At 69.6% G+C, this 25,855-nt stretch carries 18 protein-coding genes, 1 tRNA gene and 2 pseudogenes; 10 read left to right on the top strand and 11 right to left on the bottom strand.

The features are described from left to right. Positions 1-76 precede the first annotated feature (76 nt). The 3 genes from HH310_RS12905 to HH310_RS12895 form a co-directional block, all read right to left on the bottom strand. Entirely contained in the window at positions 77-721 is a 645-nt protein-coding gene (locus HH310_RS12905; protein ID WP_169175752.1) for a PadR family transcriptional regulator, read from the bottom strand. A gap of 87 nt (positions 722-808) precedes the next feature. Next, positions 809-1,612: an MHYT domain-containing protein gene (locus tag HH310_RS12900; RefSeq protein ID WP_312034022.1), complete on the bottom strand. Its 804-nt coding sequence runs from the start codon at positions 1,610-1,612 to the stop codon at positions 809-811. 1,280 nt (positions 1,613-2,892) lie between these two features. Further along, positions 2,893-2,966: transfer RNA gene (locus HH310_RS12895), tRNA-Thr, on the bottom strand. Positions 2,967-3,101: 135 nt separating this feature from the next. Here HH310_RS12895 and HH310_RS12890 point away from each other — a divergent pair. Next, positions 3,102-4,187, top strand: a complete 1,086-nt coding sequence (locus HH310_RS12890; RefSeq protein ID WP_169175750.1) for an ABC transporter ATP-binding protein — start codon at positions 3,102-3,104, stop codon at positions 4,185-4,187. A gap of 42 nt (positions 4,188-4,229) precedes the next feature. Here HH310_RS12890 and HH310_RS12885 read toward each other — a convergent pair whose 3' ends face one another. Next, positions 4,230-5,840: a PQQ-binding-like beta-propeller repeat protein gene (locus HH310_RS12885; RefSeq protein ID WP_169175749.1), complete on the bottom strand. Its 1,611-nt coding sequence runs from the start codon at positions 5,838-5,840 to the stop codon at positions 4,230-4,232. 107 nt (positions 5,841-5,947) lie between these two features. Between HH310_RS12885 and HH310_RS12880 the strand changes: the two genes are divergently transcribed. From HH310_RS12880 to HH310_RS12865, 4 genes are all read left to right on the top strand, one after another. Continuing rightward, positions 5,948-7,159 (top strand): RNA-guided endonuclease TnpB family protein, encoded by a 1,212-nt coding sequence (locus HH310_RS12880; protein WP_169175748.1) that lies wholly within the window; start codon positions 5,948-5,950, stop codon positions 7,157-7,159. Positions 7,160-7,300: 141 nt separating this feature from the next. Then, entirely contained in the window at positions 7,301-7,729 is a 429-nt protein-coding gene (locus HH310_RS12875) for a GNAT family N-acetyltransferase (protein WP_169175747.1), read from the top strand. Further along, positions 7,726-8,898, top strand: coding sequence for a low temperature requirement protein A (locus tag HH310_RS12870; protein ID WP_169175746.1), 1,173 nt, complete (start codon positions 7,726-7,728; stop codon positions 8,896-8,898). Before HH310_RS12875 ends, HH310_RS12870 begins: the two co-directional genes overlap by 4 nt. A 191-nt stretch (positions 8,899-9,089) precedes the next feature. Next, entirely contained in the window at positions 9,090-12,332 is a 3,243-nt protein-coding gene (locus HH310_RS12865; RefSeq protein WP_396027510.1) for a S8 family serine peptidase, read from the top strand. Between the two features lie 52 nt (positions 12,333-12,384). Here the strand turns inward: HH310_RS12865 and HH310_RS12860 are convergent, their stop codons facing one another. Next, positions 12,385-13,263: a hypothetical protein gene (locus tag HH310_RS12860; RefSeq protein ID WP_169175744.1), complete on the bottom strand. Its 879-nt coding sequence runs from the start codon at positions 13,261-13,263 to the stop codon at positions 12,385-12,387. A gap of 115 nt (positions 13,264-13,378) precedes the next feature. Here HH310_RS12860 and HH310_RS12855 point away from each other — a divergent pair, with 115 nt between their 5' ends. After that, positions 13,379-15,166, top strand: coding sequence for an NAD-binding protein (locus HH310_RS12855; protein ID WP_312034021.1), 1,788 nt, complete (start codon positions 13,379-13,381; stop codon positions 15,164-15,166). Here the strand turns inward: HH310_RS12855 and HH310_RS12850 are convergent. After that, a complete protein-coding gene (locus HH310_RS12850) occupies positions 15,131-16,363 on the bottom strand; it encodes a DUF4032 domain-containing protein (RefSeq protein ID WP_169175742.1) in 1,233 nt (410 codons plus the stop codon). The genes HH310_RS12855 and HH310_RS12850 overlap by 36 nt on opposite strands. 92 nt (positions 16,364-16,455) lie before the next feature. Between HH310_RS12850 and HH310_RS12845 the strand changes: the two genes are divergently transcribed. Together HH310_RS12845 and HH310_RS12840 are read left to right on the top strand one after the other, a co-directional pair. After that, positions 16,456-17,847 (top strand): serine protease, encoded by a 1,392-nt coding sequence (locus tag HH310_RS12845; RefSeq protein ID WP_169175741.1) that lies wholly within the window; start codon positions 16,456-16,458, stop codon positions 17,845-17,847. Positions 17,848-17,857: 10 nt separating this feature from the next. After that, positions 17,858-18,592, top strand: coding sequence for a phosphatase PAP2 family protein (locus HH310_RS12840; protein WP_169175740.1), 735 nt, complete (start codon positions 17,858-17,860; stop codon positions 18,590-18,592). Here HH310_RS12840 and nagA read toward each other — a convergent pair. The 4 genes and pseudogenes from nagA to HH310_RS45785 form a co-directional block, all read right to left on the bottom strand. Beyond that, positions 18,558-19,652 (bottom strand): N-acetylglucosamine-6-phosphate deacetylase, encoded by a 1,095-nt coding sequence (gene nagA / locus HH310_RS12835; RefSeq protein ID WP_169175739.1) that lies wholly within the window; start codon positions 19,650-19,652, stop codon positions 18,558-18,560. The genes HH310_RS12840 and nagA overlap by 35 nt on opposite strands. Next, complete coding sequence (locus tag HH310_RS12830) at positions 19,649-20,578, bottom strand: ROK family protein (protein WP_169175738.1); 930 nt, start codon at positions 20,576-20,578, stop codon at positions 19,649-19,651. Before HH310_RS12830 ends, nagA begins: the two co-directional genes overlap by 4 nt. 18 nt (positions 20,579-20,596) lie before the next feature. Then, positions 20,597-21,190 (bottom strand): annotated as a pseudogene (locus HH310_RS45790) (SIS domain-containing protein); the annotation flags it as partial. Between the two features lie 174 nt (positions 21,191-21,364). Continuing rightward, positions 21,365-21,655: pseudogene (locus HH310_RS45785) on the bottom strand (SIS domain-containing protein); the annotation flags it as partial. 191 nt (positions 21,656-21,846) lie between these two features. Between HH310_RS45785 and HH310_RS12820 the strand changes: the two are divergent. Beyond that, the gene (locus tag HH310_RS12820) at positions 21,847-22,632 is read left to right on the top strand and encodes a DeoR/GlpR family DNA-binding transcription regulator (protein ID WP_169175736.1); all 786 of its coding nucleotides are present in this window, start codon (positions 21,847-21,849) and stop codon (positions 22,630-22,632) included. On the opposite strand, the gene HH310_RS12815 is transcribed toward HH310_RS12820, so the two are convergent. Continuing rightward, entirely contained in the window at positions 22,599-23,009 is a 411-nt protein-coding gene (locus HH310_RS12815) for a DUF6069 family protein (RefSeq protein ID WP_169175735.1), read from the bottom strand. The two genes, HH310_RS12820 and HH310_RS12815, sit on opposite strands and share 34 nt — an antisense overlap. Positions 23,010-23,379: 370 nt before the next feature. On the opposite strand from HH310_RS12815, the gene HH310_RS12810 reads away from it, so the two are divergent. Continuing rightward, positions 23,380-24,486, top strand: a complete 1,107-nt coding sequence (locus HH310_RS12810) for a histidine kinase (RefSeq protein ID WP_312034017.1) — start codon at positions 23,380-23,382, stop codon at positions 24,484-24,486. The last annotated feature ends 1,369 nt before the right edge of the window (positions 24,487-25,855 follow it).

Raw genomic sequence — 25,855 nt, 5'->3', positions numbered from 1 at the left:
TCTCGGGCCGAGCGCCTTCTCAGGTGTGGTTCGAGCCGCCCTGGCGTGGTGTTGGCGCACCCCGCCAGGGCGTTTTTCATTCCGTGGTTCTCTCGGCGATCTCGGTCAGCTCCTGCGGGACCTCGCCGGTTTCGTGGTACGACCGCCACCAGTCGAGCCCCGGGTACGTGCCTGAGGTGATCTCGTCGAGCAGGCCGCGGATGAAGGTCGCCTCCGCCTCCTGGACCGCCAGGTCGTATTCCAGCTCGACCAGGAACAGGCGTGGGACCTGCTGGTGCGTGTGGTGCGCGAAGGCGTCGCGTACGGCGGAAATGTTTTGCTCCAACGAGGCCAGCCGCCGTCGGAGCAGGTCGGCGGCCTCGTCCGGATGGAGCACGGCCAGCACCGAGAGGCCGGCTCGGAAGTGCGGGTATTCCTGCATGGGCGTGGAGACCAGCTCACGCGCCCAGTCGACCAGCTCGGCGCGGCCGGCCTCGGTGATGCGGTAGACGGTGCGCTCGGGGCGACGACCCTCGCGGACGCTTTCCACGGCCGCGATGAAGTCGTGCTTCTCCATGTTGCGGACGACCGTGTAGAGCGAGCCCCACTTGATCTCCATGTCCTGGTCTTTGCCCCAGGAGCGCAACGCGGTGGCGATCTCGTACGGATGCATGGGCCGCTGGACCAGCGACGACAGCACTGCCAGTGCCAGCAGGTTGCTGACCTTGCGCCGCTTCGCCATGCGTCTCACCTCGACCTCGTCTGCGATTACTTGTGTACGAGTATACGCAGACGAGTGTCGATGGCAAGCCGGTTTTAGATCCGGGTTTTAGCTCCGGTCGCGATATGTCCAGGAGCCGGAGCCGAGCGCGCCGTTGCGCCGGTCGCCCGGGATCTGCGGCTGGTTCGGATCGGGGCCGGTGCTCGCCAGCCCACCGGTGCGGCGCCCGGCCAGGTAGGCCGCCGCCGCCCGGTCCTCGTCGGTAGGCGCCGCGAGCAGCGCATACCCCAGCCCGACCACGGCGAACAGCAGTGCCACACCGATCGGCACGATGAGGCTGGTCCCGGTGGCCCCGCTCGGCTGCGTGAGCGACGAATGCTCCTCGACCGACATCGCCGACATGCCGGTGAAGTGCATGCCGTTGACCGCGACCCCCATGATCAGCGCGGCCGCGAAGACCGTGAGCGGCCGCCGAACCGTGATGGCAAGCCAGAGCGCCACGGTCGCCGCAACCAGCGCGATCACCACGGACAGCGCCACCCGAACCTTGCTGTACTCGATGTCCCCGTTGAGCCGCATGGCAGCGATGCCGATGTAATGCATCGCCGCAATGCCCAGCCCCGCGATGATCCCGCCGGCGATGACCCGGGCATTACGCGCCCGCCCACCGCCCAGCGTGGTGATCGACAGCCCCAGCCCCACCGCGACGATGGCGATGATCGCACTGGCCACGGTGAGCCCGACGTTGTACCGAATGGCCGTACCGACAACCCCGAACCCGAGCATCCCCACGAAGTGCATGCTCCAGATCGCCGTACCCCCGAGCGACACCGACCCCATCACCAGCCACCAGATCCGCCCGCGGCGAGTGGTAGCGGTCCGCTGCCGCAGAGCACAGGTAAGCCCAAGCATCGAGCCAAGCACGGAGAGTACATAGCTAATCGCCGGAGTAACCCACCCGTGCTGCAGCTGATGGATCTGCGCCATAAACCTTCCCTCCCCCCAGTTACTACGGAGAGGAATGGTCCTCCAGCAACCCCCAACACCGTGAGTGATTGTGACACACATTTCGCCCCACCCCGGTGTCCTTAATAGACCCCTACCCCCACCGCAACGCCCCGTTAAAACCCCGTTCCAACCCACCCCCAAAACCACGCACAGTAACACCGAGGAGGCAGCGGCAGCCGAAGGCCGGCGCCCTAGCGAGACGGCGGCGGCGCAGGCGGACGGTGGCGCCGCGGCCAGCCACGAGACGACTAAGTCGTAAGCCGACTCAGTGGGCCGTAGGCGATCAGCGATCTGATCGCCGTCCGTCCGCCAGCCCCCGGGCCGCCGCAACGAGGCCATCGTCCGGGTCCGGCTCGTCCCCGGCACTGGCAAGATCCGCCGCGACCGCCTGCGCCTGATACACCAGCCATCGATCACCGAAATCCCCCGGGCCAGGCGGCGCATATCCGACATTTCGCGAAATTTCCCAGATCGGCTGGGGCGCCGGGCAGGCGGGCTCAGCACGCGGCCGCGCCGCGCTTCCATTCCGTGAGACGGGCGACCACCTGCTGAGACCCGCGCCCGCATCATGGACCCACCGTCCGCTATACGAGACTGACGTACATTGTAGAGAGTGTGTTTGTCACGTAACGAGGCTTTCGTCCGGCAGCTTTTTCCGGCCGTATGTGAACCTTGGAGGGTTATGGCTCGTATGTGGGCGCAACTCTCCAAGGTTCACAAAAATCCATGATGTGAGCGCGGTGTCCCACATAGCGGAACCGCCCACCGACGAACGAATCGCCACAACACCTCAGCTCTGCCACCACCGCGCCACCGGCCACACCGCGACCAGGTCACTCGCCGCTGACCACCACGGTTAGGACTTACTACATCTAGACCGCGGCGGGGGCGCAGGCCGCGAAGGTGGCACCCGGCGGCAGTGCCGACGCGGTGGGGGAGCGGGCGGGTGGCGGCGGCCGCCGGCGATGAGGCGCAGGCCAGAACGCCGGGCCGGGGGCAGCGCCCAGCGGGCGGCACCCACCGTGCGGCACCCAAGCGGGCAGCGCCCACCGGGCGGCGCCCAGAGCGCAACCGACCCGATCACCGCCACCACCGCAACGTGGGGGTTTGGGGGGCTCGGCCCCCCAGCAGAAATGCGAGGCGGCAAGGTCTGCGCACCCCGCAGACACACTCCTCCTCCGGCGAGCCCCCGGTCGGGATCGAACCGACGACCTCGCGTTTACAAGACGCGTGCTCTGGCCAACTGAGCTACAGGGGCGCGGGGCACAGCATATCGTCCGGAAACATCACAGCGCCCTTGGCAGGTCCTGTAAAAAGATTTACGTTTGCAGCACTGTTTTCCACTCGGATCGTCCGGCACGTTCCTGCCGGTGGAAAGGAAGTCTGTTTCCCCATGGCTACCGTCACTTATGACCACGCCTCTCGGATCTACCCCGGGTCCGAGCGCCCCGCCGTCAACGAGCTGAACCTGGAGATCGGCGACGGCGAGTTTCTCGTCCTGGTCGGCCCCTCCGGTTGTGGCAAGTCCACCAGCCTGCGCATGCTCGCCGGCCTCGAGGACGTCGACAAGGGCCGCATCCTCATCGAGGGCAAGGACGTCACGAACCTGCCGCCCAAGTCGCGTGACATCGCGATGGTCTTCCAGAACTACGCTCTCTACCCGCACATGTCGGTGTACGAGAACATGGCGTTCGCGCTGAAGCTCCGCAAGACCGCGAAGTCGGAGATCGACCGGCGGGTCAAGGAGGCCGCGGCGCTCCTGCAGCTCGACGAGTACTTGTCGCGCAAGCCGAAGGCGCTTTCCGGTGGCCAGCGCCAGCGGGTCGCGATGGGCCGCGCGATCGTGCGTGAGCCGCAGGTGTTCCTCATGGACGAGCCGCTGTCGAACCTTGACGCCAAGCTCCGCGTCCAGACCCGTTCGCAGATCGCGACGCTGCAGGCCAAGCTGGGCGTCACCACCGTCTACGTAACCCACGACCAGGTCGAGGCCATGACGATGGGGCACCGGGTGGCGGTGCTGCTGGACGGCGTTCTGCAGCAGGTGGACACCCCGCGGGCGCTGTACGACACCCCCGGGAACGTTTTCGTCGCCGGCTTCATGGGTTCCCCGGCCATGAACATCAAGACCGTTCCGCTGACCGAGACCGGCGGCACCTTCGGCGCGATGACCGTGCCGTTGACCCGCGAGCAGGTCGCGGCCGCGAAGAGCGGCAACGGCAAGGTCACCATCGGCTTCCGTCCGGAGGCCGCCGACCTGGTCACCGAGGCCGAGGGCGCCCTCCCGATCGTCGTCGACCTGGTCGAGGACCTCGGCTCGGACGCGAACGTCTACGGCCACGCCGACATCGACGGCAGCTCGGAGCGGTTCGTCATCCGCACCGACCGGCGCATGATGCCGTCGATGGGCGAGACCGTCTACGTGAAGCCGCAGACGAGCTCGATCCACGTGTTCAACGCGACCAGCGGCGAGCGCATCTGACGGTTCGGCAAAAGGCGGCCTCCCGTTTCGGGGGCCGCCTTTTTACTTGGCGAACGTCTGCAGCACGAAGTCTTTGTCGGCGGCGCAGGCCATGATGGACGTGTCCCACGAGCAGGTGTCGGACCGGATGTCGCTGAGATAGCCCAGCGGCACCGCCTCGTCGCCCAGGTGGCGCCCGGCCACCGCCGGGTTGTCCGGCGAGCGGGTCAGCGGCTTCGAGAATTCCAGCAGATTGCCGCCGTCGAGCCGGGCCGCCTCGCCGGTGCGGGTCCAGATCTGCCGCCCGGCGTCGTCGATCAGGGTCGTCTGCCCGGCCAGGCTGCTCGCCACGACTGCCTGACCGACCGGCACCAGCGTGTCGATGTCCGCGACCGGGTACTGCCACAGCCGTTTGCCGCCGGCCACGTCGAGCGCGACGACCTTGTCGGTCTTACCGTCGTACCCGGTCTCCTCGCCGAAACACACCCGATCGTCGCCGCACGGGGTCACGGCCTTCATCCGCGCGTTCTGCTCCTGCGCGGTGTAGAGCACCCGCGGTTCGCCGAGCTTCGTCAGGTCGTACGAGACGATCCTCTGGTCCTGGGGCTGCAGCACGATCAGCCGTCCGTTGTGGGCGACCATCTCGTCGTCCGGGTCCGCCACGTTCTGCCGGGACGTCTCCACTTTCCCGGTGTCGGCGTTCAGCACCTGCACCGATTTGTCCGCGCCGACCTCGACGATCCGCGGGTCATCGGTGAGGCTCGGCTGGTACGGCCGTCCGGACACGGTGGCCGGTCCGTCCAGATCCTTCGGCGTCGTCACGGTGAGCACGGCCGGCGCGATACTCGACGTGCCGGCCGGATCGTTGCGTGACCACCGCTCGTCGCCGTCGGTGATGTTCAGTCCGAGCAGCCGCTTCCCCGCGTGATCGGTGACGACCGCGCTCTTCCCGGCGAAGAACACCTCGTCGTCGTCCGCGATCGTCCGCTGCCACCGCAAATCCCCGCGGTCCGCGTCCAGCACGGCGATCCGCCGCGTCCCGGCCGCCGAATCCGGATCGGTGAACAGGGCGACCCCGTCCGGCAGCGCGACCATCGACTTCCAGCGCGCCGCGGTCCCCGCCTTCAGGCTGGTCCAGGCCGGCTTATCCGCGCCGACGTCCATCGCGACCACGCCCACCGCGCCGGTCTCCGCATCGGAGCTGGCGAAGTAGACCCGTTTACCGATGATCTCCGCATCCGACCAGTCCGACCCGACCGGCACCACCGGCGCGATCCGCCGCGGCTCACTGAGCGGCTGATAGTCCAGCGCGCTCCCCCCGGGCCAGAAAACCCAGACCCCAGCCCCCACGACAAGAATCAACACCAAAACGATCATGTACGGGCGTAGCAGAAGTCCCCGGCGCGCAGCGGCCGCCGGCGGGGTGGTCACCCCCGCCACCGGGCTTCCGGCCGGTGTGGTGGGTCCCGCCGCACCTGGCGGCGACGCCCACCCGCTCGGCGGGTCGACCAGCGTTGGCGACGTCGGCCATCCGCTCGGCGGCTCGGGCGTGAGATCAGCCGCCGTGGGCAGGGCGGCTGCCTCCGCCGCAGCCCACGGGTCAACAGGCGTGGCCCGGAGCCGCTCATCCGTGTGGTCGTTCCCGTCAACGAAGCTGTTGGTCGGATCGGTCATCGGATTCCCTCCGTGGACACCCGGTCCTCGATGGTCGGAAAGAAACGGAGGCTACGGCCATGTGGCGCGCCTGCGTGGCCTTCACAAAGTTGGCTAGTTTGTGAGGCATGACCACGAAGGCGGTGAAGCGCGCATTCAAGTTCCGCTTCTACCCGGACGATGCGCAGGCCGCTGAGCTGTCGCGCACGTTCGGGTGTGTCCGGCTGGTCTACAACATGGCGTTGCAGGCCCGCAGCGAGGCGTGGACGCTGCGGCAGGAACGGGTCAACTACAACGCCACGTCGGCCTTGCTCACCGGGTGGAAGAAGACCGAGGAACTGGCGTTCCTCAACGAGGTGTCCTCCGTCCCACTGCAGCAGGCCCTGCGGCATCTGCAGGTGGCGTTCACCAACTTCTGGGCGAAACGGGCGAAGTACCCGAGGTTCAAGTCCAAGAAAAAGTCGCGGCGCTCGGCGGAGTACACGACCAGCGGGTTCCGCTGGCGTGAGGGCCGGCTCACCTTGGCGAAGATGGCCCGCCCGCTGAACATCGTCTGGTCGCGTCCGCTGCCCGAGGGGGCGGGCCCGACCACGGTCACGGTGTCGCGGGACGCGGCCGGCCGCTGGTTCGTGTCGCTGCTCTGCGACAACACGATCGCGCAAGCCCCGGTGGTCAACGCCGCGGTCGGTATCGACGTGGGGCTCGACTCCCTGCTGATCTTGTCCACCGGAGAGAAGATCACCAACCCGAAGCACGAGCGAACCGACCGCAAAGCTCTCGCCAAGGCGCAAAGGGCCATGGCGAAGAAGGCGAGGGGCTCGAACAACCGAACCAAGGCTCGGGTGAAGGTCGCCCGCGTGCACGCCCGGATCAGCGACCGGCGCCGCGATTTGCTCCACAAACTGACCACTCGGCTCGTGCGTGAGAACCAAACGCTCGTGATCGAGGATCTGACCGTGCGCAACATGGTCAAGACCCACAGCCTGGCTCGCGCCATTAGCGACGCGGCCTGGCGACAGTTCCGCACCATGCTCGAATACAAGGCCGACTGGCACGGCCGTGAGTTGATCGTGGTGGATCGCTGGTTCCCCAGCTCGAAACTGTGCTCGGCGTGTGGTGAGCTCGCCGAGCGGATGCCGCTGAGCGTGCGGTCGTGGAGTTGCCGGTGCGGCGCCGTCCACGACCGCGACGTCAACGCGGCCCGCAATATTCTCGGGGAGGGGCTCTCCCTGATTGCCTGTGGAGGCGGTGTAAGACCTCAACGAGAGTCCTCTCGAACGGGGCAGTCGTCGGTGAAACAGGAAAACCCAAGGGTGACCAAGGGAATCCCCGTCCCGTAAGGCGGGGAGGATGTCAACCGCCCGCCTTCCCCCGAGCCGTCGTCGGCCGTCATGTTACGGCCCGCGTACGACGCTTTTCGCAGGTGGAAGGGGTGGCAAAGAGGGACCAGATCGTGACAATCGGCCCTTATCGTGGGCGCCATGCGGATCGAACGGATCGTGGAGGCGTCAAAAGTTCACGCCGCGGCTGATCTTTTCGACGCGCCGCCGCTGACGGTCGCCACCGAGCATTTCCTTGCGCAGGCCGGTCACCACCTGCTGCTCGCGTACGACGAGGGCGGCCGTGCGGTCGGCATGATCTCCGGGATCGAGATGACCCACCCGGACAAGGGCACCGAAATGTTCATCTACGAGTTGGCGGTGGCGCCGGCCGCCCGCCTGCAGGGAGTCGGATCGGCTCTGGTGGCGGCGCTGGGCGAGGTCGCCAAGGACAACGGCTGCTACGGCATGTGGGTCGGTACCGAGCCGGACAACATCGCGGCGCTCGCCACCTACCGCCGGGCGGGCGCTTCCGAGGAGGCTTCGTTTACGCTGCTCAACTGGGATCTGATCGAAGGGGCGAGCGAATGACGGGACCGACCCGCGCCTTCCTGGCGCCGATGCGCGCCCGGGCGGCCGACGAGCCCAACCGCGTGTCCACGCCGCTCGAGCTGTTCTTCGACCTGTGTTTCGTGGTCGCGGTCGCGCAGGCGGCGGCCCCGCTGCATCACGCGGTCGCCTCCGGTCACGCTGCCGAAGGCGTACGCAATTATTTGATGGTCTTCTTTGCCATCTGGTGGGCCTGGATGAATTTCACCTGGTTCGCCTCCGCGTTCGACACCGACGACGTGGTCTACCGGCTTACCACGCTGGTGCAGATCGCCGGCGCGCTGGTGCTGGCGGCGGGCGTGGGACCGGCGTTCGAGGGTGACTGGCTGGTCGTCACGGTCGGCTATGTGATCATGCGGCTCGCGCTGGTCGGCCAGTGGCTGCGGGCCGCCCGCGGCGATCATCGGCACCGGGCGTCGGCCGTGCGGTACGCGATCGGTGTCTCCTTCGTCCAGTTGCTGTGGCTGCTGCGTCTGCTGCTTCCGGACGAACCGGCGCTCATCTACCCGGCGTTCGTCTTCCTGGTGCTGCTCGAACTGGCCGTGCCGGTGGTGGCCGAGAACGCGCCCGGCGGCCCGACCACGTTCCACCCGCACCACATCGCCGAACGCTACGGGCTGTTCACGATCATCGTGCTGGGTGAGTCGGTGGCGTCGGCGACGGTCGCGTTCCGGGGCGCTCTGGACGAGACCGGCGACCACAATGCCGCGCTGTTACGGCTGGCCGTCTCCGGCGTGGTGATCGTCTTCTCGCTCTGGTGGCTCTATTTTGACCGCTCGGGGCATGGCCTGCTCACCTCGCTGCGCGTGTCGCTGTTCTGGGGCTACGGCCATTACTTCATCTTCGCGGCGGCCGCGGCGATCGGCGCGGGCCTGGGTGTCGGCGTCGATTTCGTCACCGAGCACGCCGAGATCTCGCGGACCGCTGCCGGCTATGCGATCGCGTTACCGGTGGCGGTCTATCTCTTCGCGGTCTGGTTGCTGCACATCCGCCCGTTCCAGTCCGGCCTCACGCTGGTGACGATGCCGGTCGGGGTCGTGCTGGTGCTGCTGACCCCGCTCGTCCCGGCATCGACCGAAGTGCTCGCGGCCCTGCTCGTGGTGCTGGTCGCGCTGACGATTTGGCTCAACCGGACGCCGCGCCTTTCATAGCCGGAAATCCCATGCGTTAAACGGTATGTCACGGGCTTGTTACAAGATCATATTGCATAGTGACTTCTCCATGTCTCGATCGGGAAGATCGCCGGAGATGCGCCCGGTGAACCCCGCCGGGTGCCTTCGGACCGGAGGACCCGTACGTGAGACACACATCCACATGGGGCCGGCGGACGTTTATTTCTGTAGTGGCCGTCGGCGTGGCCACGCTCAGCGGCGCGATTCCCGCAGCCGCCGGGCCGAGTGCGGGGGCCGTTCCCGCCGCCTTGCAGAAAGCGCCCGAGGACCCCGCCACCCCCAAGGAGTCGCCGGCCGGCACGCTCGGCTCGCACGACGCCGACCTGCTGGCCAAGGCGGAGGCCGCGCACAAGAAGAACGTCACGGTCATCATCGCCACCGACAAGGGCAAGACCGCGGACGTGGCCGCCAAGGTGAAGAGCCTCGGCGGAACCGTGACCCGGCGCGTCGACCAGGTGGGCTACGTGCTCGCCTCGGTGCCGACCGGGAAGGTGTTGAACGCGGCGAAGCTGCCCGGCATCTCGGCGGTCGACCTGGACGAGACGATCAAGCTGCCCGATGTCGGTAAGGCTTCACTCGACCGTGGCGCGGCCAAGCAGGCGCCGGCGCCGTCCGGCCCGGGCCCGAAGACCCCGGCGGCCAACCCGTACATGCCGACGGACGAGACCGGCTCGGTCGAGTTCAAGAAGCAGAACCCGAAGTACGACGGCCGCGGCGTGACCATCGGCATCATGGACTCCGGTGTGGACCTGGACCACCCGGCGCTGCAGAAGACGACCACCGGCGAGCGCAAGATCGTCGACTGGGTCACCGCGACCGACCCGCTGCTCGAGGGCGACGGATCCTGGCGCGCGATGATCACCCAGGTCGCCGGGCCCACCTTCACGTACGCCGGTGAGCAGTGGAAGGCTCCGGCCGGCACCTGGCGCATCAACCGTTTCGCCGAGAACATCACGATCAACGACGAGGCGGCCGGCGACGTCAACCGGGACGGCGACACCACCGACACGTGGGGCATCCTCTACGACCCGAACAGCCACGACATCCGCGTCGACGTGAACCAGAACCACGACTTCACCGACGACGCCGTGATGCGGCCGTACAACCAGAAGTTCCAGGTTGGACACTTCGGTACGGACAACCCGGCGACGGCCGTACAGGAAAGCATGCCGTTCGTGGTCGAGTACCGCGAGGACGTCGACCTCACCCCGGCGGGCCTGCCGGGTCAGACGTCCGACTTCGTGAACATCGGCATCACCGAGGGCCTGCACGCCACGCACGTGGCCGGTATCGCGGCCGGCAACGACCTGTTCGGTAACAAGAACCTCGACGGCCAGGCACCGGGCGCGAAGATCGTTTCCGCGCGGTCCTGCTCGTGGGGCGGCGGCTGCACCGCGGCGTCGCTGACCACCGGCATGGTCGACCTGGTCGTGAACCGGCACGTCGACGTGGTCAACCTGTCGATCGGCGGCCTGCCCGCGCTGAACGACGGGAACAACGCGCGTGCCGTGCTCTACGACAAGCTGATCAACGACTACGGCGTCCAGATCTTCATCTCGGCCGGCAACGACGGCTCGGGTGTGAACACGGTCGGCGACCCGGGTGTCGCCACCGACGCGGTCACCGTCGCGGCGAGCATCAGCGACGACACCTGGCTGGCGAACTACGGTTCGGTCACGCGTAAGCCGCTGCAGCTGTTCCCGTTCTCCTCGCGGGGCCCGCGGGAGGACGGTGGCTTCAAGCCGAACATCGCCGCGCCGGGCTCGGCGATCTCGTCCACCCCGCTGTGGGAGAACGAGCCGACCCTGGCGACCGTCGGCTACACGCTGCCGCCGGGCTACGCCATGGAGAACGGCACCTCGATGGCGGCTCCGCAGACCACCGGTGCCGCCGCCGTGCTGCTGTCCGCGGCCCGCGCGAAGGACCTCGGTGTCACGCCGGCGTCGCTGCGCCGGGCGATGTACTCGTCGGCCAACCCGATCAACGGCGAGGGCGTGTACGAGCAGGGTTACGGCCAGCTGAACGTGCCCGGCGCGTGGAAGCTGCTGGCGAAGAACTCGCCGGTGCGTGACTACACGTCGTCGGCGCCGGTCTGTTCGCCGCTGTCCGACTTCCTGGCCACGCCGGACCAGGGCACCGGCATCTACAACCGGTGTGCGACCGGCGAGGGTGGCCTCAAGACCGGCCAGTCCAAGACGTACACCGTGAAGATCACCCGGACCAGTGGTCCGAACAAGACGATCAAGCACAAGCTGAGCTGGCTGGGCGACAAGAAGTCGTTCTCCGCGCCCGGTTCGGTGGATCTGCCGCTGAACAAGACGGTCAGCGTGCCGGTCACCGTGCACGCGGTGGACGGCGTGGCGAGCGGCCTGTTGAAGGTCGACGACCCGGCCACCCCGGTGGTCGACTTCGAGGTGCTGAACACGGTCGTCACCGGCGTCGACACCAAGAAGCCGGCCTACTCGACGACGGTCTCGGGTTCGGTGGACCGCAACTCCACCACCTCGTACTTCGTCACCGTGCCGGAGGGTGCCACCGCGCTGCAGGTGGACCTGTCCGGGATCGCGACCGGTTCGCAGACGCGGTGGGTCGCGATCAACCCGTGGGGTGCGCTGGCCGACTCCTCGGCCGCGGCCGACTGCTACACGAACTACTCGGACGCCAACGTCTGCAAGCCGCAGGAACGGGCGTACGAGAACCCGATCCCGGGCATCTGGGAGCTCGAGGTGGAGTCGCGGCGCACCTCGCCGTCGCTGAACAACCCGTTCAAGCTCACCGCCAAGGTGCAGGGCGTTGCGCTCTCCCCGGAGTCGGTCACGCTGCCCAGTGCCCAGGTCGGCGTGCCGGCTCAGGTGACCTGGACCGCGAAGAACACCTTCGGCCCGCTGGTGGTCAGCGCGCAGGGCGGTCCGCTCGGCAGCTCGTCCAAGCAGCGTCCGACCATCGCCGAGGGGGAAAGCCAGGAGTTCACGGTCGAGGTGCCGACCGGGGCGCAGCGGCTCGACGTGTCCATCGGCAACCCCAGCGACGTCGCGTCCGACCTGGACCTGACGGTCTACAAGGGCGACGTTCAGGTGGCGCAGCAGGCCGACGGCGACGCGGAGGAAGCGGTCTCGATCGCCAACCCGTCGGCCGGCACGTACACGGTGGTGGTCGACGGCTACGCGGTGCCCTCGGGCTCGACAGCCTACGACTACCTCGACGTGTACTTCAGCCCGGCGCTGGGCTCGATCACCGCGCCGGCCACCGTGGTCTCGCTCCCGAACGGCGCGAGCACGACGGTCACCGGCGAGGTCACCGCGGCCGCACCGGCTCCGGCCGGCCGCGACCTGTTCGGTGAGGTCGCCGTGGTGACGGACGAGGGCGCGGTCGTCGGCCGCGGCTCGGTCGTCATCGGGTCGGTCACCGACTGACGTCCGCACCTGGAGGAAACCCCGCCCGGGACGACCCGGGCGGGGTTTTCGTCTAGTCGAACTCGCGGTCGACCCCGGCTACCGGGCGGGCGTCCGACGAGAAGGACCGGCGCTCGCCGTCGATCGGCTCCTCGTGCAGGCGCGGGTCGTCCGGCGCGGCGGCGGCACCGGCCGGTTGCGGCTGGTCGGCGGCGGGTTTGGCGTGGGTCGCGACGGACGCCGGGGGCGCGGTGACCCCGAAGGCGGGGTCCGGAGCGTCCGGCCGGAGCAGCGCGACGCCGCCGCCGGGCAGGCCGGACGTGTCCGGCACGGTCCCGGCCCGCAACGACCGCGGCAACGAGTCCTCCGGGAGCAGCCCGCCCAGCCCGCCGAGCAGCGGCGCACCGGCTTCGGTCTGGCGCAGCCAGGAGCGGTCGTCGCCGCGCTGCAGAAGATCGTCGTCACCGAGCAGACGGTCGTCACCGAGCGGCCGGTCGTCGCCGAGCAGACCGTCGTCGCCGAGCAGCAGGCGGTCGTCGCCGGACAGATCCGACGGTGAGCCGAGGGGCAGCAGGCCGAAGTCGGTGATGTCGGTGCCGAGGCCACGGTCCGCGTTGTCATCGGCCGGCATCATGCCGTAGACCGGGGCCAGGCGGCCCGCGTTCCCGATCAGGTCACTGAACGGCAGCCGCTGAAGCGGAACTTCGGGCTGGCCGTCCGCGCCGACCACATCGGCCTTGGGCAGCCGGTTCGGCGAATCGGTCGCGTCGGTGACGAGCGGGTCGAGATCCGGGGCGCGGTGCCCGGCCGGGTCGCCGAACACGAGTCGCTGGTCCGCCTGCTGCACCGCCGTCCCGGTGTCCGGCAGCAGATCGGCCTGCGCCGGGGACGCGGCCCCGAACAGGAAGATCCCGCCGGTGAGGGTCGCTCCGGCGTACCACAACTTGCGCATTGATCTCCTCCTGGCGAATTCGGCGCGCTGGTATATGTCTGCATTTCGGACGAATGACATCGGATGGGGCAACGAGTGGCCCCGCCGTAGGGTGGCGGCTCGCTACGATCGCGACGTGGCTACGGAAGGGATCAACCAGGTTCCACGAAGGTCACTGGTGTCCCGGTTACGCGAGCGCAACGGCGACGCCCGCGCGCATTTCGTGGTCTGTGGCGCGGACGCGCTGGTCTATACGCTCGCGCAGGAACTGTCCAATTCGGTCAATCCGGTCAGGCTTACCGTGATCGTCCCGCCGGAGCTGCGGCCCGACGTGCCTGACCTCGACGAACTGCCCGACGTCAAGGTCATCCGGGCGGTGCGGCTGGACGAGCGGACCTTCCAGGAGGCCGGGTTGCCCGGCGCCGACGCGCTCGCGCTGATCATGCCGGACGACATGGTCAACCTGCATGCGGCGTTGTGCGCCCACGCGGTCGAGGACCGGCTGCGGGTCGTGGTGCGGATGTTCAACACCGGACTGGGTGGCGCCATCCGCCGCCTCTTCGCCGACAGCGCCGTCCTCTCCGACGCGGGCATGGCGGCGCCGGCCTTCGTCGCGTCCGCTCTCGGCGAGGTCGCTCCCACCCATTTCCGGTACGCCGGTCGCACGCTGCTTCTGGCGCGGCGGCAGGACGTACCGGAGCAATCGATCGTGTTGCCCCTGGCCGCGTCGAACGGCGGTGGCCACGTCCGGATCCTCCCGGCGGAACCCCTTTCCGGCGGCCCGCAACCCACCGATCTTGTGCTGGCCGAGGCGACCGTCCGGCGTAACGCCCACGACGTCGCCGCCCGCCGCCTGTCCCGCTCCGGACGCCGCCGGCGCCAGTGGTTGTCGTTCGTCCGGGCGTTCCGCGGCGGCGTGACCAGCAAGCTTGGCTTCGCGGTGCTGGTCACCGTGGCTGTGACGGTGCTGTCCGGGCTGTCGCTCACCCGGTTCATGGACGTGCAGGGCTTCTGGCGCTCGATCTACATCACGCTGCTCACCGTCGTCGGATCATCCGATGTGGAGCCCAATCGGCAACCGATCGCGCAGGTCGCGCAGGTCGTGCTGACGATCGCGGGTGTCGCGCTGCTTCCGCTGATCACGGCGGCGGTGGTCGACGGCATGGTCCGCACCCGGCTGGCGCTCGACCGCGGCGAGGTCGTCGGCCTGCACAGCAACCACATCGTGCTGGTCGGTCTCGGCAACGTGGGCACCCGGGTGATGCGCCGCCTGCAGGATCTCGGCGTGGACGTGGTGGCGATCGACCGGAACCCGGACGCGCGGGGCATGCAGATCGCCGAGCAGCTCGGCGTTCCGGTGATCATCGGGGATGCCTCGCGGGAGGAGACGCTGCGGGCCGCCTCGATCGAGACGTGCCGGGCGTTGGTCGTGCTGTCCACCGACGATGCGGTAAACCTGCAGGCCGCGCTGCACGCCCGCGCGATCATCCCGGACCTGCGGGTGGTGCTGCGGCTGTTCGACGACGACTTCGCGCGGCGGGTGCAGGACGCCTTCGACATCACCATCTCGCGCAGCGTCTCCCGGCTGTGCGCGCCCGCGTTCGCCGCCGCCATGCTGGAACGCGACGTGCTGGCCACCATCCCGGTCGACCGGCACGCGCTGCTGGTCGCGACGGTGAAGGTGGTCTCCGGCGCACCGCTCGACGGCGCACCGCTGCGCGACGCGGACCGGCCGGAGAGCGCCCGGGTGATCGCCATGACCGCGGCCGGGTCGACGTGGGTGGACTGGTCGCCGGATCATCGGCGGGTGCTGGCCCCGGGCGACGAGATCGTCGTGGTGGCCCGGCGGGCCGGCCTGCGCGCGCTGGTCGAGCAGGCGTGCTCGCCGTTAGCGCAGCCCGGCCTCGACTCCCTCGGCAAGTGAGTCCACCTCGACGCCGAGAACGGCCTGCTCGTCCGGCTTCTTGACGAGCACGTCGGTGAGGTACGAGTGCACCGCCGGCGCCATGCCGACGTCGCGTCCGGCCTGCTCGGACAGCAGCCACTTGTGCTGGATGATCTGGGTGAAGATCTCCTGCGGCTCGAGTTTGCGGCGCAGGTTCGCCGGCACGGCGCGGACCACCGGTTCGAAGACCTCGGTCACCCAGCGGTGGGCGGCCTGCTGCTCGTCGGTGAGATCGCTTTCCGCCCGGTACGTGTCCAGATCGTTCAGCAGCTGCCGGGCCTGATTCTCCTCGGCGTCCAAGCCGGTCAGCCGCAGCAGCCGACGCGTGTGATACCCGGCGTCGACGACCTTGGGGCGGATGCGGTAGCCACCGTCCACCGTGGACATCGCCACCTCGGCCACGTCGAACCCGAGCTCGTTGAGCCGCCGGATCCGGCCCTCGATGTCGTGCCGGGCGTCGCGCGGCACCTCCTGCTCGTAGGTGACCTCGTGCCACAGCCGTTCGTAGCGCGCCACGATGTCGTCGACCACCGCCTCCGGGTCGATCGACTCGTGCAGCAGCTCGGCGGCCTGCAGGTCGAGGCACTCGCCGAAGATGTTCAGCCGCAGGATCTCGATGTCCTCGCTGCGCTGGCCCTCGGACAGTTTCGGGTAGAGATTGCCGGTCTCGGCGTCGACCAGGTAGGCCGCGAAGGCGCCCGCGTCGCGCCGGAAAAGTGTGTTGGACAGCGAGCAGTCGCCCCACGAGAAGCCGGTCAGGTGCATCCGCACGACCAGGGCGGCGAGCGCGTCGAGCAGGCGGTTCAGCGTGTCCGGGCGCAGCACGTGCGAGAACAGCGCGCGGTACGGCAGCGAGAACTGCAGATGCCGGGTGATCAGCACGCTTTCCAGCGCCTCGCCGCCGGTGCCCTCCCGGTCGGTGACGATCGCGACCGCCTCGACGGCCGGGAAGTCGATGCGCTCCAGAGCGCGTAGCAGGTCGTACTCCTTTTCGGCGATCCGCTCCCGGGTCTCCTTCAACGCGTAGACCACGTCGTTGAGCTTCACGAATCGAACGATGTGGCGCGAGATGCCCTGGGGCAGGGCGACCAGATGGTCGGCCGGCCACTCCTCGAGCGGCACGCCCCATGGCAGATCCAGCAGCGCCGGGTCGACAAGGGCGGAAGTGATGCGCACCGACCAAGTGTGCACGCCCGGTACGCGCGTCGCTGCCGCAGGTGGCTCGTTACACACCCAAACCCCTTACCGATCGGCGGAGTTGATCGAAAATGCGACGTAAGGCAGGCATAGCCCTCGCCGCGGTGGCGGTCCTGACACTGTCCGGAACGGCCGGCGCGACCGCCTGGCGCTACACCGAGGCCCATCGTCCGATCGGCACCTGGGAGCAGGGCGCCGGCGTCGAAAGCACGCCCGTGGCCGCGGAACGCCAGATCGAGACACCGTCGCCGTCCGCAACAGCGGATCCGCAGGCCAGCGCGGCCGAACCGAGGTCCGGGACACCGGAACCCAGCGCGAGCGCCACGTCCTCGCCAACCAGCCGTACGGTCGAGTCGGCTCCGGCGCGTGGTGACGCCGGCCGCCAGCGGGTCGGCGAGCTGCTGTCGGTGCGCAAACTGCTGGACTACCTGGGTGGCGGGCCGAAGACCGAGACGTTCCGCTACCCCGGAGCGTCCTATGTGAAGCTTCACTTCGCGCGGATGGCGATGCTGCCCGGCGACTATCTGACGGTCTCCAACCCGTCCGGCACCGAGTCCTACCGGTACGACGCTCCCGGGGTCCTGAACACCGGAAACGCCGACAAGTGGGCGATGTCGATCACCGGGGACACCGCGGTCCTGGAAATGCACCGAGGTGCCACCGCGCCGCTCAGCGCCCTGCTAGGACAGCTCGGCGTGGGTGTCGACCAGGTGGCGCGCGGGTTCAGTCGTACCGAACAGGAACGTCAGCCGGAGGGACAACTGACCGCGCCGGGCCGTACCGGGCGGGAGGAATCGGTTTGCGGCAGCGACACCTCGGCCGACGCCGTGTGCTACCGATCGGCGGACCCGATGGCGTACACGAAAAGCAAGGCCATCGCCCGGCTGCTGATCAACGGGACCGAGCTGTGCACCGGCTGGCGGGTCGGCACCAAGAACCGCATGCTCACCAACAACCACTGCCTGACCACGTCCGCGGAGGCGTACGACACTGAAGTCTGGTTCAACTATCAGTGCGCGCAGTGCGGCGGCTACGACGTGTTCCAGCCGACGAAGGTGTGGGGCGACAAGGTCCTTTCGACCGACCATGTGTACGACTACACGCTGTTCTCGGTGAGCGGTTTCGCCGCCGTGGAGAAGTTCGGGTACCTGGTGCTGGACGGGACGCGGCCGGTCAAGGGGCAGGAGCTGTACGTGCCGCAGCATCCGGCGGGCGAGCCGACACGCATCGCCGGGTCGCTGGGGGAGAAGGCCGGGAACTGTTCGGTGGCCGATCCGGCGTACAACGGCTATGCCAACAACTCGGACGTTTCGTACTATTGCGACACCGAGGGTGGTTCGTCCGGATCACCGGTATTGTCGCGTAAGACCAACCGGGTGGTGGCGCTGCATCACTTTGGCGGCTGCCCCAATTCCGGGGTGCGGGGCGACCTGCTCGCCGCCAAGTTGCGCAGCCTCCTCTAACTTTGAGGGCGTGACTGCGACGATCGCGCGTACCCGGACCAGGCCGAAGCTCGGCTGGTGGTTCGACCTGGTCCTGGTCGCGGCGTTCGCCGGGCTCACCGCGCTGCTGATCAACGGCCACCTGCTCACGTTCGATCAGCGGGTGGCCGACTGGGCCTTCGCCCACCAGCCCGGGCCGGCGTATTGGACCGCGCGGGTCTTCAACTACCTGGGCCAGGGCGGTCAGGTGCTCACCCCGGTGGCGCTCATCCTGACCGTCTGGCTGTGGTGGCGCACGCGATCGATCCGGGCGATTTATCCGTTCGTCGCGGCGTACGTGCTGCTGTATCTGACGATCGGACCGCTCAAGATCTGGGCCGACCGGGCCGCGCCGAGCTTCAGCGGCCCGGACAAGACGATCATGTTCAACCCGTACGCCGACGGCAGCCGGGCGATGAGCTACCCGTCCGGGCACATGGGCAACACCCTGGTCTGGTACGCGGTGATCGCGCTGCTCGCCGCCGCTCTGCTGCGCCGGCCGTTACGGCGATGGGAGACCTACGCGCTCCGCGTCGCGCCCGTCGTGATCGTCTTCTGCACCACGGTCTACCTGGGCTTCCACTGGATCACCGATTCGATCGCCGGCGTCTTCCTCGGCCTGTTCCTGGCCCGCCTGCTGGTCCGCATCCCGTTCGACAAGATCCCACCGGCGTCGATCCGCCCGGCGGAGTTCAGAGCCACTCGCCCGCCCGCATCACGCGCTTGACCTCCAGCCGCGGCGAGAGCACCACCAGGTCGGCGCGCAGGCCGGCCTCCAGGGCTCCGACCTGGTCGTCCAGGCCCAGCACCCGGGCCGGGGTGGTCGCGGCCATCGCGGCCGCGTCGGGCAGCGGGATCCCGGCGGCCACCGCGTTGCGCAGCGCCGCGTCCATGGTCAGCGTGCTGCCCGCGATCGAGCCGTTGCGGGCCAGCCGGGCCACCCGGTCGGCCACCACCACCTCCTGGCCACCTAGTTCGTAGCCGCCGTCCGGCATGCCGGCGGCGTCCATCGCGTCGGTGATCAGCGCGGCCCGGTCCGGGCCGGCCGTGCGGGCCGCGAACGCCAGCGCACCCGGGTGCAGGTGGATGTTGTCGGCGATCAGCTCGACGACCGCGGTCGACGCGAGCAGCCCCACCACCGGGCCGGGCTCGCGGTGGTGCACCGGCCGCATGCCGTTGAACAGGTGCGTTGCCACCGCGCCGCCCGCCTCGACCCCGGCCAGCGTCTGCTCGTAGCTCGCGTCGGTGTGCCCGATCGCCGCGACCACCCCGTGCTCGCGCAGGAAGGCGATCGCGGCCAGTGCGCCGGGCAGCTCCGGGGCGACGGTCACCATCCGGATCGCGTCCCCACCCAGCTTGACCAGCGCGGTCAGCTCGTCGATCGACGGGTCCCGCAGAAAGTCCGGGTTCTGCGCGCCGCACCGGGCCGCGGACAGGTACGGGCCCTCGAAGTGCACGCCCGCGAGCACGCCCTCCTGGACCAGCGGCAGGAAGGCCGCGGTGGCGTCGCGCATCAGCTCGAACGGCGAGCTGACCAGGCTGGCCAGCATCGTCGTGGTGCCGTGAGCGCGGTGGAACGCGGCCGCCCGCCGGGCCTGATCGGCGTCGCCGGTGGTGAACGTGTGCCCGCCGCCGCCGTGGCAGTGCATGTCGACGAAGCCGGGCACGATGATGTCGTCGCCGGCCCGCGCGTCCGCCGCGACCGTGAGGATCGCCGGGCCGTCCACCTCGACGTGGCCGGGGGTGACCGCGCCAGCGGTGACGACGTGGCCGCTGATCCGGGTCATGGGGTCTTCTTCTCCAGGTGGTCGAGGGCTAACAGGGCGGCGCCGATGCAGCCGGCGTTGTCGCCGAGCTCGGCGCGCACGATGTCCGGCATCCGCTGGAAGGTAAGCCGCTCCCGGACCGCCTCGCGCAGCGGGTCCAGCAGGGCGTCGCGCGCCTCGGCCAGCCCGCCGCCGATGACGAGCGCGTTCACGTCGTACAGGCCCTGGCAGATGACCAGCCCGTCGGCCAGCGTGCCGATCGCCTCGCGCCAGACCGTGGCCGCCAGTTGGTCGCCTTGGCCGGCGCGGGTGACCACGTCGAAGGCGGTGGCGCCGGGATGACCGGACAGCTCGGCGTAGCGGCGGCCGATCGAGCGGGCCGAGGCGTGTGCTTCCAGGCAGCCGCGGGCGCCACAACCGCACGGGTTCCCGCCCGGACGCACCACGATGTGCCCGACCTCGCCGGCCGCGCCGTGCGCCCCGCCGTAGCCGACGCCGTGCACGACCAGGGCCGCCGCGATGCCGGTGCCGATCGCCATGAACAGGACGTGGGAGTGGCCGCGGCCGGCCGCCAGCCGGGCCTCGGCGACGCCACCGACGCGGACGTCGTGACCCAGGGCGGCGGGCAGGCCCAGCCGGTCGGCGACCAGATCGCGCAGCGGCACGTCGCGGAAGCCGACGTTCGAGGACCAGACCGCGATGCCGTTCGCCTCGTCGATCACGCCGGGCACCGCGACGCCGGCCGCGATCGGGTCGAGTCCGTCGTCCCGGGCGCGCTGGGCGAGGCCCTCGGCGACGTCCAGGATCGTGCCGATGACCGCCTCCGGGCCGCGCTCGGCCCGGGTGGGATGGCGCTCCGCGTGGTGGACCGTGCCGTCCGGGCGGACGAGCGCGCACTTCATGCCGGTGCCGCCCACATCGAGGGCGACGACTGCCGCGTCTTTCACCGTTCTATGTTCTTTTACTCAGGCCAGGAGGACCGAACGGGTCAGGTTGCGGGGCTGGTCCGGGTCGAGGCCGCGGGCGGTGGCGAGCTGGACGGCGACGCGCTGCGCGACGATCAGGTCGGCCATCGGGTCCAGCGGCGCGCGTCCGCCACCCCAGCGGCCCAGTGCGGCGTATCCGCCGTGGTGCCGGCTGTGCACGAAGGAGGCGCCGGTCGCCTCGACGTCGTCGGCCAGCCCCGGCGGGATGTCGCCGAACGCCCAGACCACCCGGTGCGGCCCGGCGATCGAGATGGGTCCGTGCCGATAATCCATTGCCGGGTACGCCTCGGCCCAGTAGTTGGCGGCCTCGCGGCACTTCAGCGCGGCCTCCTCGGCGATCCCGACGGTCCAGCCGCGGCCCAGGAAGGTGATCTGCTCGGTCTGCCCGGGGTGCACCGGAAGCGGTAATCGCACGGCGACCTCGGCGTCCATGGCCAGCGACTCGATGTCAGCGCCGAGGTGGGCGCGTAAGAGGGCGAGGGCGCTGGTGGCGAAGCGGGTCTGGACGACCGATCGCTCGTCGGCGAAGTCCAGCGCGATCGAGTCGGTGGCCAGGTCCGCGGCGGGCTGGGTCGCGTCGGAGGTGATCACCGTGACGGGCGTGGCGGCTGTGCCGCGTGCGCCTGTGGTGTCGCGTGTGCCTGTGCCGCCTGTGTCGCGTGTGCCTGTGCCGCTTGTGTCGCGTGTGCCTGTGCTGCCTGTGTCGCGTGTGCCGGTCGCGGCGCCTGTGCCGCTTGCTTCGGTAGTCAGCGCGCGGACCAGGTCGACGATCTCGGTCGTGGTGCCGGACCGCGTGATCGCGATGACCCGGTCGTACCTACGGTCGTACGGGAATTCTGATGCCTGGAATGCGTCGGTCTCGCCCTGCCCGGTCCGCTCCCGCAGGTTCGCGTACGCCTTGGCCATGAACCAGGACGTGCCGCAGCCGACGACCGCGACGCGTTCCCCGGCGGCCGGAAGGCCCGGTGAACCGGCCAGCTTGGCGGCCAGACGCCAGCAGTCGGGCTGGCTTTCGATCTCCGCCGTCACGTAAGACATGGGCCATCCCTTACCGCGTGTCGTTGCGCAGATGCGCTCGGTCCCCGGCACTTTCGAGCGCCATTCTGCGTGCAAGATCCGAGCACGCGCAATAGCCGTCCCTCGACCGCGCAGGCCAGAGCTTTGCTTTCCCGGGCTTTCGCGCACTAATGTGCACACACTTATCACGGAACGTGCATCGGGGGGTGTGGGTGGACCGGTACGCGCGGTGGAATGCCCTGCTCGAGTTACTCGCGGAGAGTGGCCGGGTCAGTGTCGAGGATGCTGCCGACCGCCTGGACGTCTCACAGGCCACCATCCGGCGCGACTTCGACCAGCTCGCCCAGCAGCAGATGATCACCCGGACCAGGGGCGGCGCGGTCGCCAACGGTGTCTCGTACGACCTCCCGCTGCGCTACAAGAGCGCCAAGCACTCGGCCGAGAAGCAGCGGATCGGCGAGGCCGCCGCCGAGCTGGTCACGCCCGGCACCGTCGTCGGCCTCAACGGCGGCACCACGATGACCGAGGTGGCGCGGGCCCTGGCCGTGCGCCCCGACCTGAACGCCAGCGGCGAGGGCGCCCAGCTGACCGTGGTCACCAACGCGCTGAACATCGCCAACGAGCTGCTGGTGCGCTCTCGCATGAAGATCGTGGTGGCCGGCGGGATCGTCCGCCCGCAGTCCTTCGAGCTGGTCGGCCCGCTCGGCGGCGCCCTGCTCAAGGAGGTCACCCTGGACATCGTGCTGCTCGGCGTGGACGCGCTGGACGTCGAGCTGGGCGCCGCGGCCCACCACGAGGGTGAGGCCGCGATGAACAGCCTGATGGTCGCCCGCGCCAAACGGGTCGTGGTGATCGCCGACTCGTCGAAGCTGGGTGGCCACGCGTTCGCCCGCATCTGCCCGATCGCGAAGGTCGAGACATTGGTGACGGACTCCAGCGCGGCCCCCGGCCTCGTCGCGGCGTTTCAGGAGGCCGGCGTGCGGGTCATCACCGCCTGAGGCCGGCCGCTCTTGGGCAGGTTCGGAATCAGGATCAAGGCGATGAGCATGTGCATGCCGGTCAGGATCAGCTTGCTGGACAGGTCGGCGCCGCTGCCTAGCGGCCCGGCCAGCGAGACGACGAAGACCGCCAGGGCGATGATCCGCCAGGTGCGGGCCGGGTGCTGAGCTCTTCGTTCCAGGAGGGCGAGCAGCGCCCAGGCCAGGAAGCCGACGATGAGGGTGGTGGCGGCGACCGAGACCGGGCCGATCGGCTGTGTCTCGCCGCCCTGACGGATCGCGAGATCGACGCCGCCGATCCCGTCCGTGAGGGTCCAGTAGACGAGGGCGGAGGCGGTGGCGGCGGCGATGGTGACGAGGCGCGTTGTGGTTTCCATGCCGATGAATGTGGCCCAGCCGGCATGGTCGCCACATCGGCCAAGAGATATTTGTGCCACCAACTTAAGTAGGTATCGGCGGCCGACGCCGCTTGGTTAGCCTCGCCGCGTGAATCGGATTCGAGGTCGCTTCGGCGGACGGCAATCACACCCGGCACCCGCCGGGCGTGCTGCCGCGTCGCCATCGCGGTCTGCAAGCGACGGTCGCGGCGTCGGGTCGCCGTCGCAGCCGCTGAGCGACGGTCGCGACATCGGGTCGTCGTCGCGGCCGGTGCGCGACGGCCACGACGTCGGGTCGCCGTCGCAGTCGGCAAGCGCTGGCCGCCTTGTCGCGCCGCCATGGCACATCGCCGGGGCAGGTCGTGTCGGCGTGGCCGTCGGCGTGGTCCTGACCCTTGTTCCGCTGGGCGTGCTGACCGGCCTGACGATCTGGGCCGACTGGGACGGGCCGGTGCCGATGCTCGACCTGGTCGCTGGCGTGCTGGCCTGGGCCGCGTCGCCGCTGGTGCTGTGGCGGCCGGTCGGCGGGGCGCTGGTGATCAGCGCCCTGGCGCTGGTGTCGCCCGCGGCCACCCCGGCGGCCTCGTTCGGCGCATTGCAGACCGCCCGCGAGCGGCGCTTTCCGGTCGCACTCGCGGTTTGCGGTGCCGGGCTGGCCGCGCACGCGATCCAGGGGGCTTGGCGGTTCAAAGGCGGCATTTCGTACGGCTGGTGGTTGGCCCTGGTCGCGATCGGCTATGGTGCGCTGCTCGGCTGGGGCGCGTGGGCGCGGGCCCGGCAGGCGTTGATTCGTTCGCTGCGCGACCGCGCCCACCGCGCTGAGGCCGAGCAGGGCCGGCGGGTCGCGGAGGCGCGGATGCTGGAGCGGCGCCGCATCGCCTGGGAGATGCACGACGTGCTCGCCCACCGGTTGTCGCTGCTCGCCACATTCGCAGGCGCCATGGAATACCGTCCCGATTCCTCGCCGGAGCAGATGGCACGAGCCGCCGGGGTGGTCCGCGCCGGGGTGCACGAGGCCCTGGGCGAGCTCCGCGAGGTGATCACCCTGCTGCGCGACGACGAGCCCGGCTTCGAGACGCGTCCGCAGCCCGTGCTGGCCGACGTCCCTCGGCTGATCGAGGAGTCCACCGCGGCCGGCGCCGAGGTGCGCTTGCATGACGAGGTGCGCGACCCGGAGGCGTTGCCCGCCGCCGCGGCCCGCACCGCGTACCGGGTCGTCCAGGAGGGACTCACCAACGCCCGCAAGCACGCGACCGGCCGCCCGGTGTCGGTGACCATGACCGGCGAGCCCGGCACCCGCCTGGAGATCGACGTCCGCAATCCGCTGCCGCCCGAGGGCGCGCTCCCGTCCGTGCCCGGTACCGGCACCGGCCTGGTCGGCCTGACCGAGCGGGTCCGCCTGGCGGGCGGCGAGCTCGACCACCGCCGAGCCGACGGCGGCTTCCGCCTGCACGCCTGGATCCCGTGGCCATCCTGACCAGCGGGTCACCACCGGGGCAGATGCGACCAGTCTTGGGCCAGCGTGACCGGCGTGCCCCAGACGCTGCGCACGCGTGACCGGTCCGGCCCCTGATACACGCGCCGGCCCGGCCCAGGGGCTGGCCGTTGTGGATTTGTCGGCCTACCGCGGCTGCGGTGCTGCTTCGGCGCAATCCCGATCGGCAAAGCCAGCCCGCCGCCGACGGCAAACCCCGGCGCGGCTGCGGCGGACCTGATATGCAGCCTGGGGCGGCTGCGGCCGACCTGATATCCAGCCCGGACCGACTGCGGCCGACCTGATGCGCGACGTAAGGCGCTGCGGCGTCGGAGATCGTCACGGTCGCTGCGACGATCCGCTCGGACGCGCACACTCCACTATGTGGACAGTCGAAACTACATCGTGTGACTGTTCAGCTGGTTCCGTCGGCCAGGAGTCCCTCGTGCGAGGCGACCCCGCTAGGCCCGGGCAGGTCCCAGCTGCCCACAGTGGCCGCCCACCCGGGTGTGGGCAGTGGCGACGGCTGGGAGGTTGTGGTTGCCCACGCCGCGGCGACTGCGGCCCGGGTGTGGGCAGTGGCGATGGCTGGGAGGTTGTGGTTGCCCACGCCGCGGCGACTGCCGCCCGGGTGTGGGCAGTGGCGATGGCTGGGAGGTTGTGGTTGCCCACGCCGCGGCGACTGCCGCCCGGGTGTGGGCAGTGGCGACGGCTGGGAGGCTGCGATTCCCCACACCGCGGCGACCCTACCGGGTGTGGGTACCCGCCACGGCCGGTACGTCCCAGCTCCCCACGGCGACAGCCCTCGCAGGGGCCGCCACGGAAGGCCAACTCATCGGAGGGTGAGCGGCGCGAGAAACAGCTGTACGGTTCCGCTATGTGGGACGTCGCAGCCACATCGTGGACTTTTCGTGGACCTTGGAGAGTTGCGCCCACATACGAGCCATAACTCTCCAAGGTTCACATTCGGCCGGAAAAGTCGGCCGGGTGAAAGCCGCATTACCGGATAAAACGATCATCCATAATGGACGAGAGTCCCACATCGCAGACGCTAGGTCCAAGATGTGGGTGCCGGTCTCAGAGGGCGGTCGCCCGTCCCACTTAGTGGAAGCGCCGCACGCCACCCGCCGAGCCCAGCAGCCCGATAGCTCAGCCGATCGAGGCTAATCACCGGAAATGTCGGATACGGCGCCACGCTTGGCCGGCCCGAGCGCACGGGCAGTGGGCGGTGGCGGCGCGCGGCGTTCGTGGGGGCGAGCGTACGGGCAGCGGGCGGTGGCGGCGCGCGGCGTTCGTGGGGGTGAGCGCACGGGCAGCGGGCGGTGGCGGCGCGCGGCGTTCGTGGGGGCGAGCGCACGGGCAGTTGGCGGAG

It is taken from the genome of Actinoplanes sp. TBRC 11911 (assembly GCF_012933445.1).
In the GTDB taxonomy this organism is placed as follows: Bacteria; Actinomycetota; Actinomycetes; order Mycobacteriales; family Micromonosporaceae; genus Actinoplanes.
Note: the sequence above shows the minus strand (reverse complement) of the source record. Positions and strands in the feature narration are given on the sequence as shown.

Bases quoted from the DNA above. Each gene is read 5' to 3' on its own strand.
- HH310_RS12860 (WP_169175744.1), bottom strand. From the start codon at position 13,263: ATGCGCAAGTTGTGGTACGCCGGAGCGACCCTCACCGGCGGGATCTTC.
- nagA (WP_169175739.1), bottom strand. From the start codon at position 19,652: ATGACCCGGATCAGCGGCCACGTCGTCACCGCTGGCGCGGTCACCCCC.
- HH310_RS12890 (WP_169175750.1), top strand. From the start codon at position 3,102: ATGGCTACCGTCACTTATGACCACGCCTCTCGGATCTACCCCGGGTCC.
- HH310_RS12880 (WP_169175748.1), top strand. From the start codon at position 5,948: ATGACCACGAAGGCGGTGAAGCGCGCATTCAAGTTCCGCTTCTACCCG.
- HH310_RS12845 (WP_169175741.1), top strand. From the start codon at position 16,456: ATGCGACGTAAGGCAGGCATAGCCCTCGCCGCGGTGGCGGTCCTGACA.
- HH310_RS12900 (WP_312034022.1), bottom strand. From the start codon at position 1,612: ATGCTTGGGCTTACCTGTGCTCTGCGGCAGCGGACCGCTACCACTCGC.
- HH310_RS12885 (WP_169175749.1), bottom strand. From the start codon at position 5,840: ATGACCGATCCGACCAACAGCTTCGTTGACGGGAACGACCACACGGAT.
- HH310_RS12905 (WP_169175752.1), bottom strand. From the start codon at position 721: ATGGCGAAGCGGCGCAAGGTCAGCAACCTGCTGGCACTGGCAGTGCTG.
- HH310_RS12875 (WP_169175747.1), top strand. From the start codon at position 7,301: ATGCGGATCGAACGGATCGTGGAGGCGTCAAAAGTTCACGCCGCGGCT.
- HH310_RS12870 (WP_169175746.1), top strand. From the start codon at position 7,726: ATGACGGGACCGACCCGCGCCTTCCTGGCGCCGATGCGCGCCCGGGCG.
- HH310_RS12815 (WP_169175735.1), bottom strand. From the start codon at position 23,009: ATGGAAACCACAACGCGCCTCGTCACCATCGCCGCCGCCACCGCCTCC.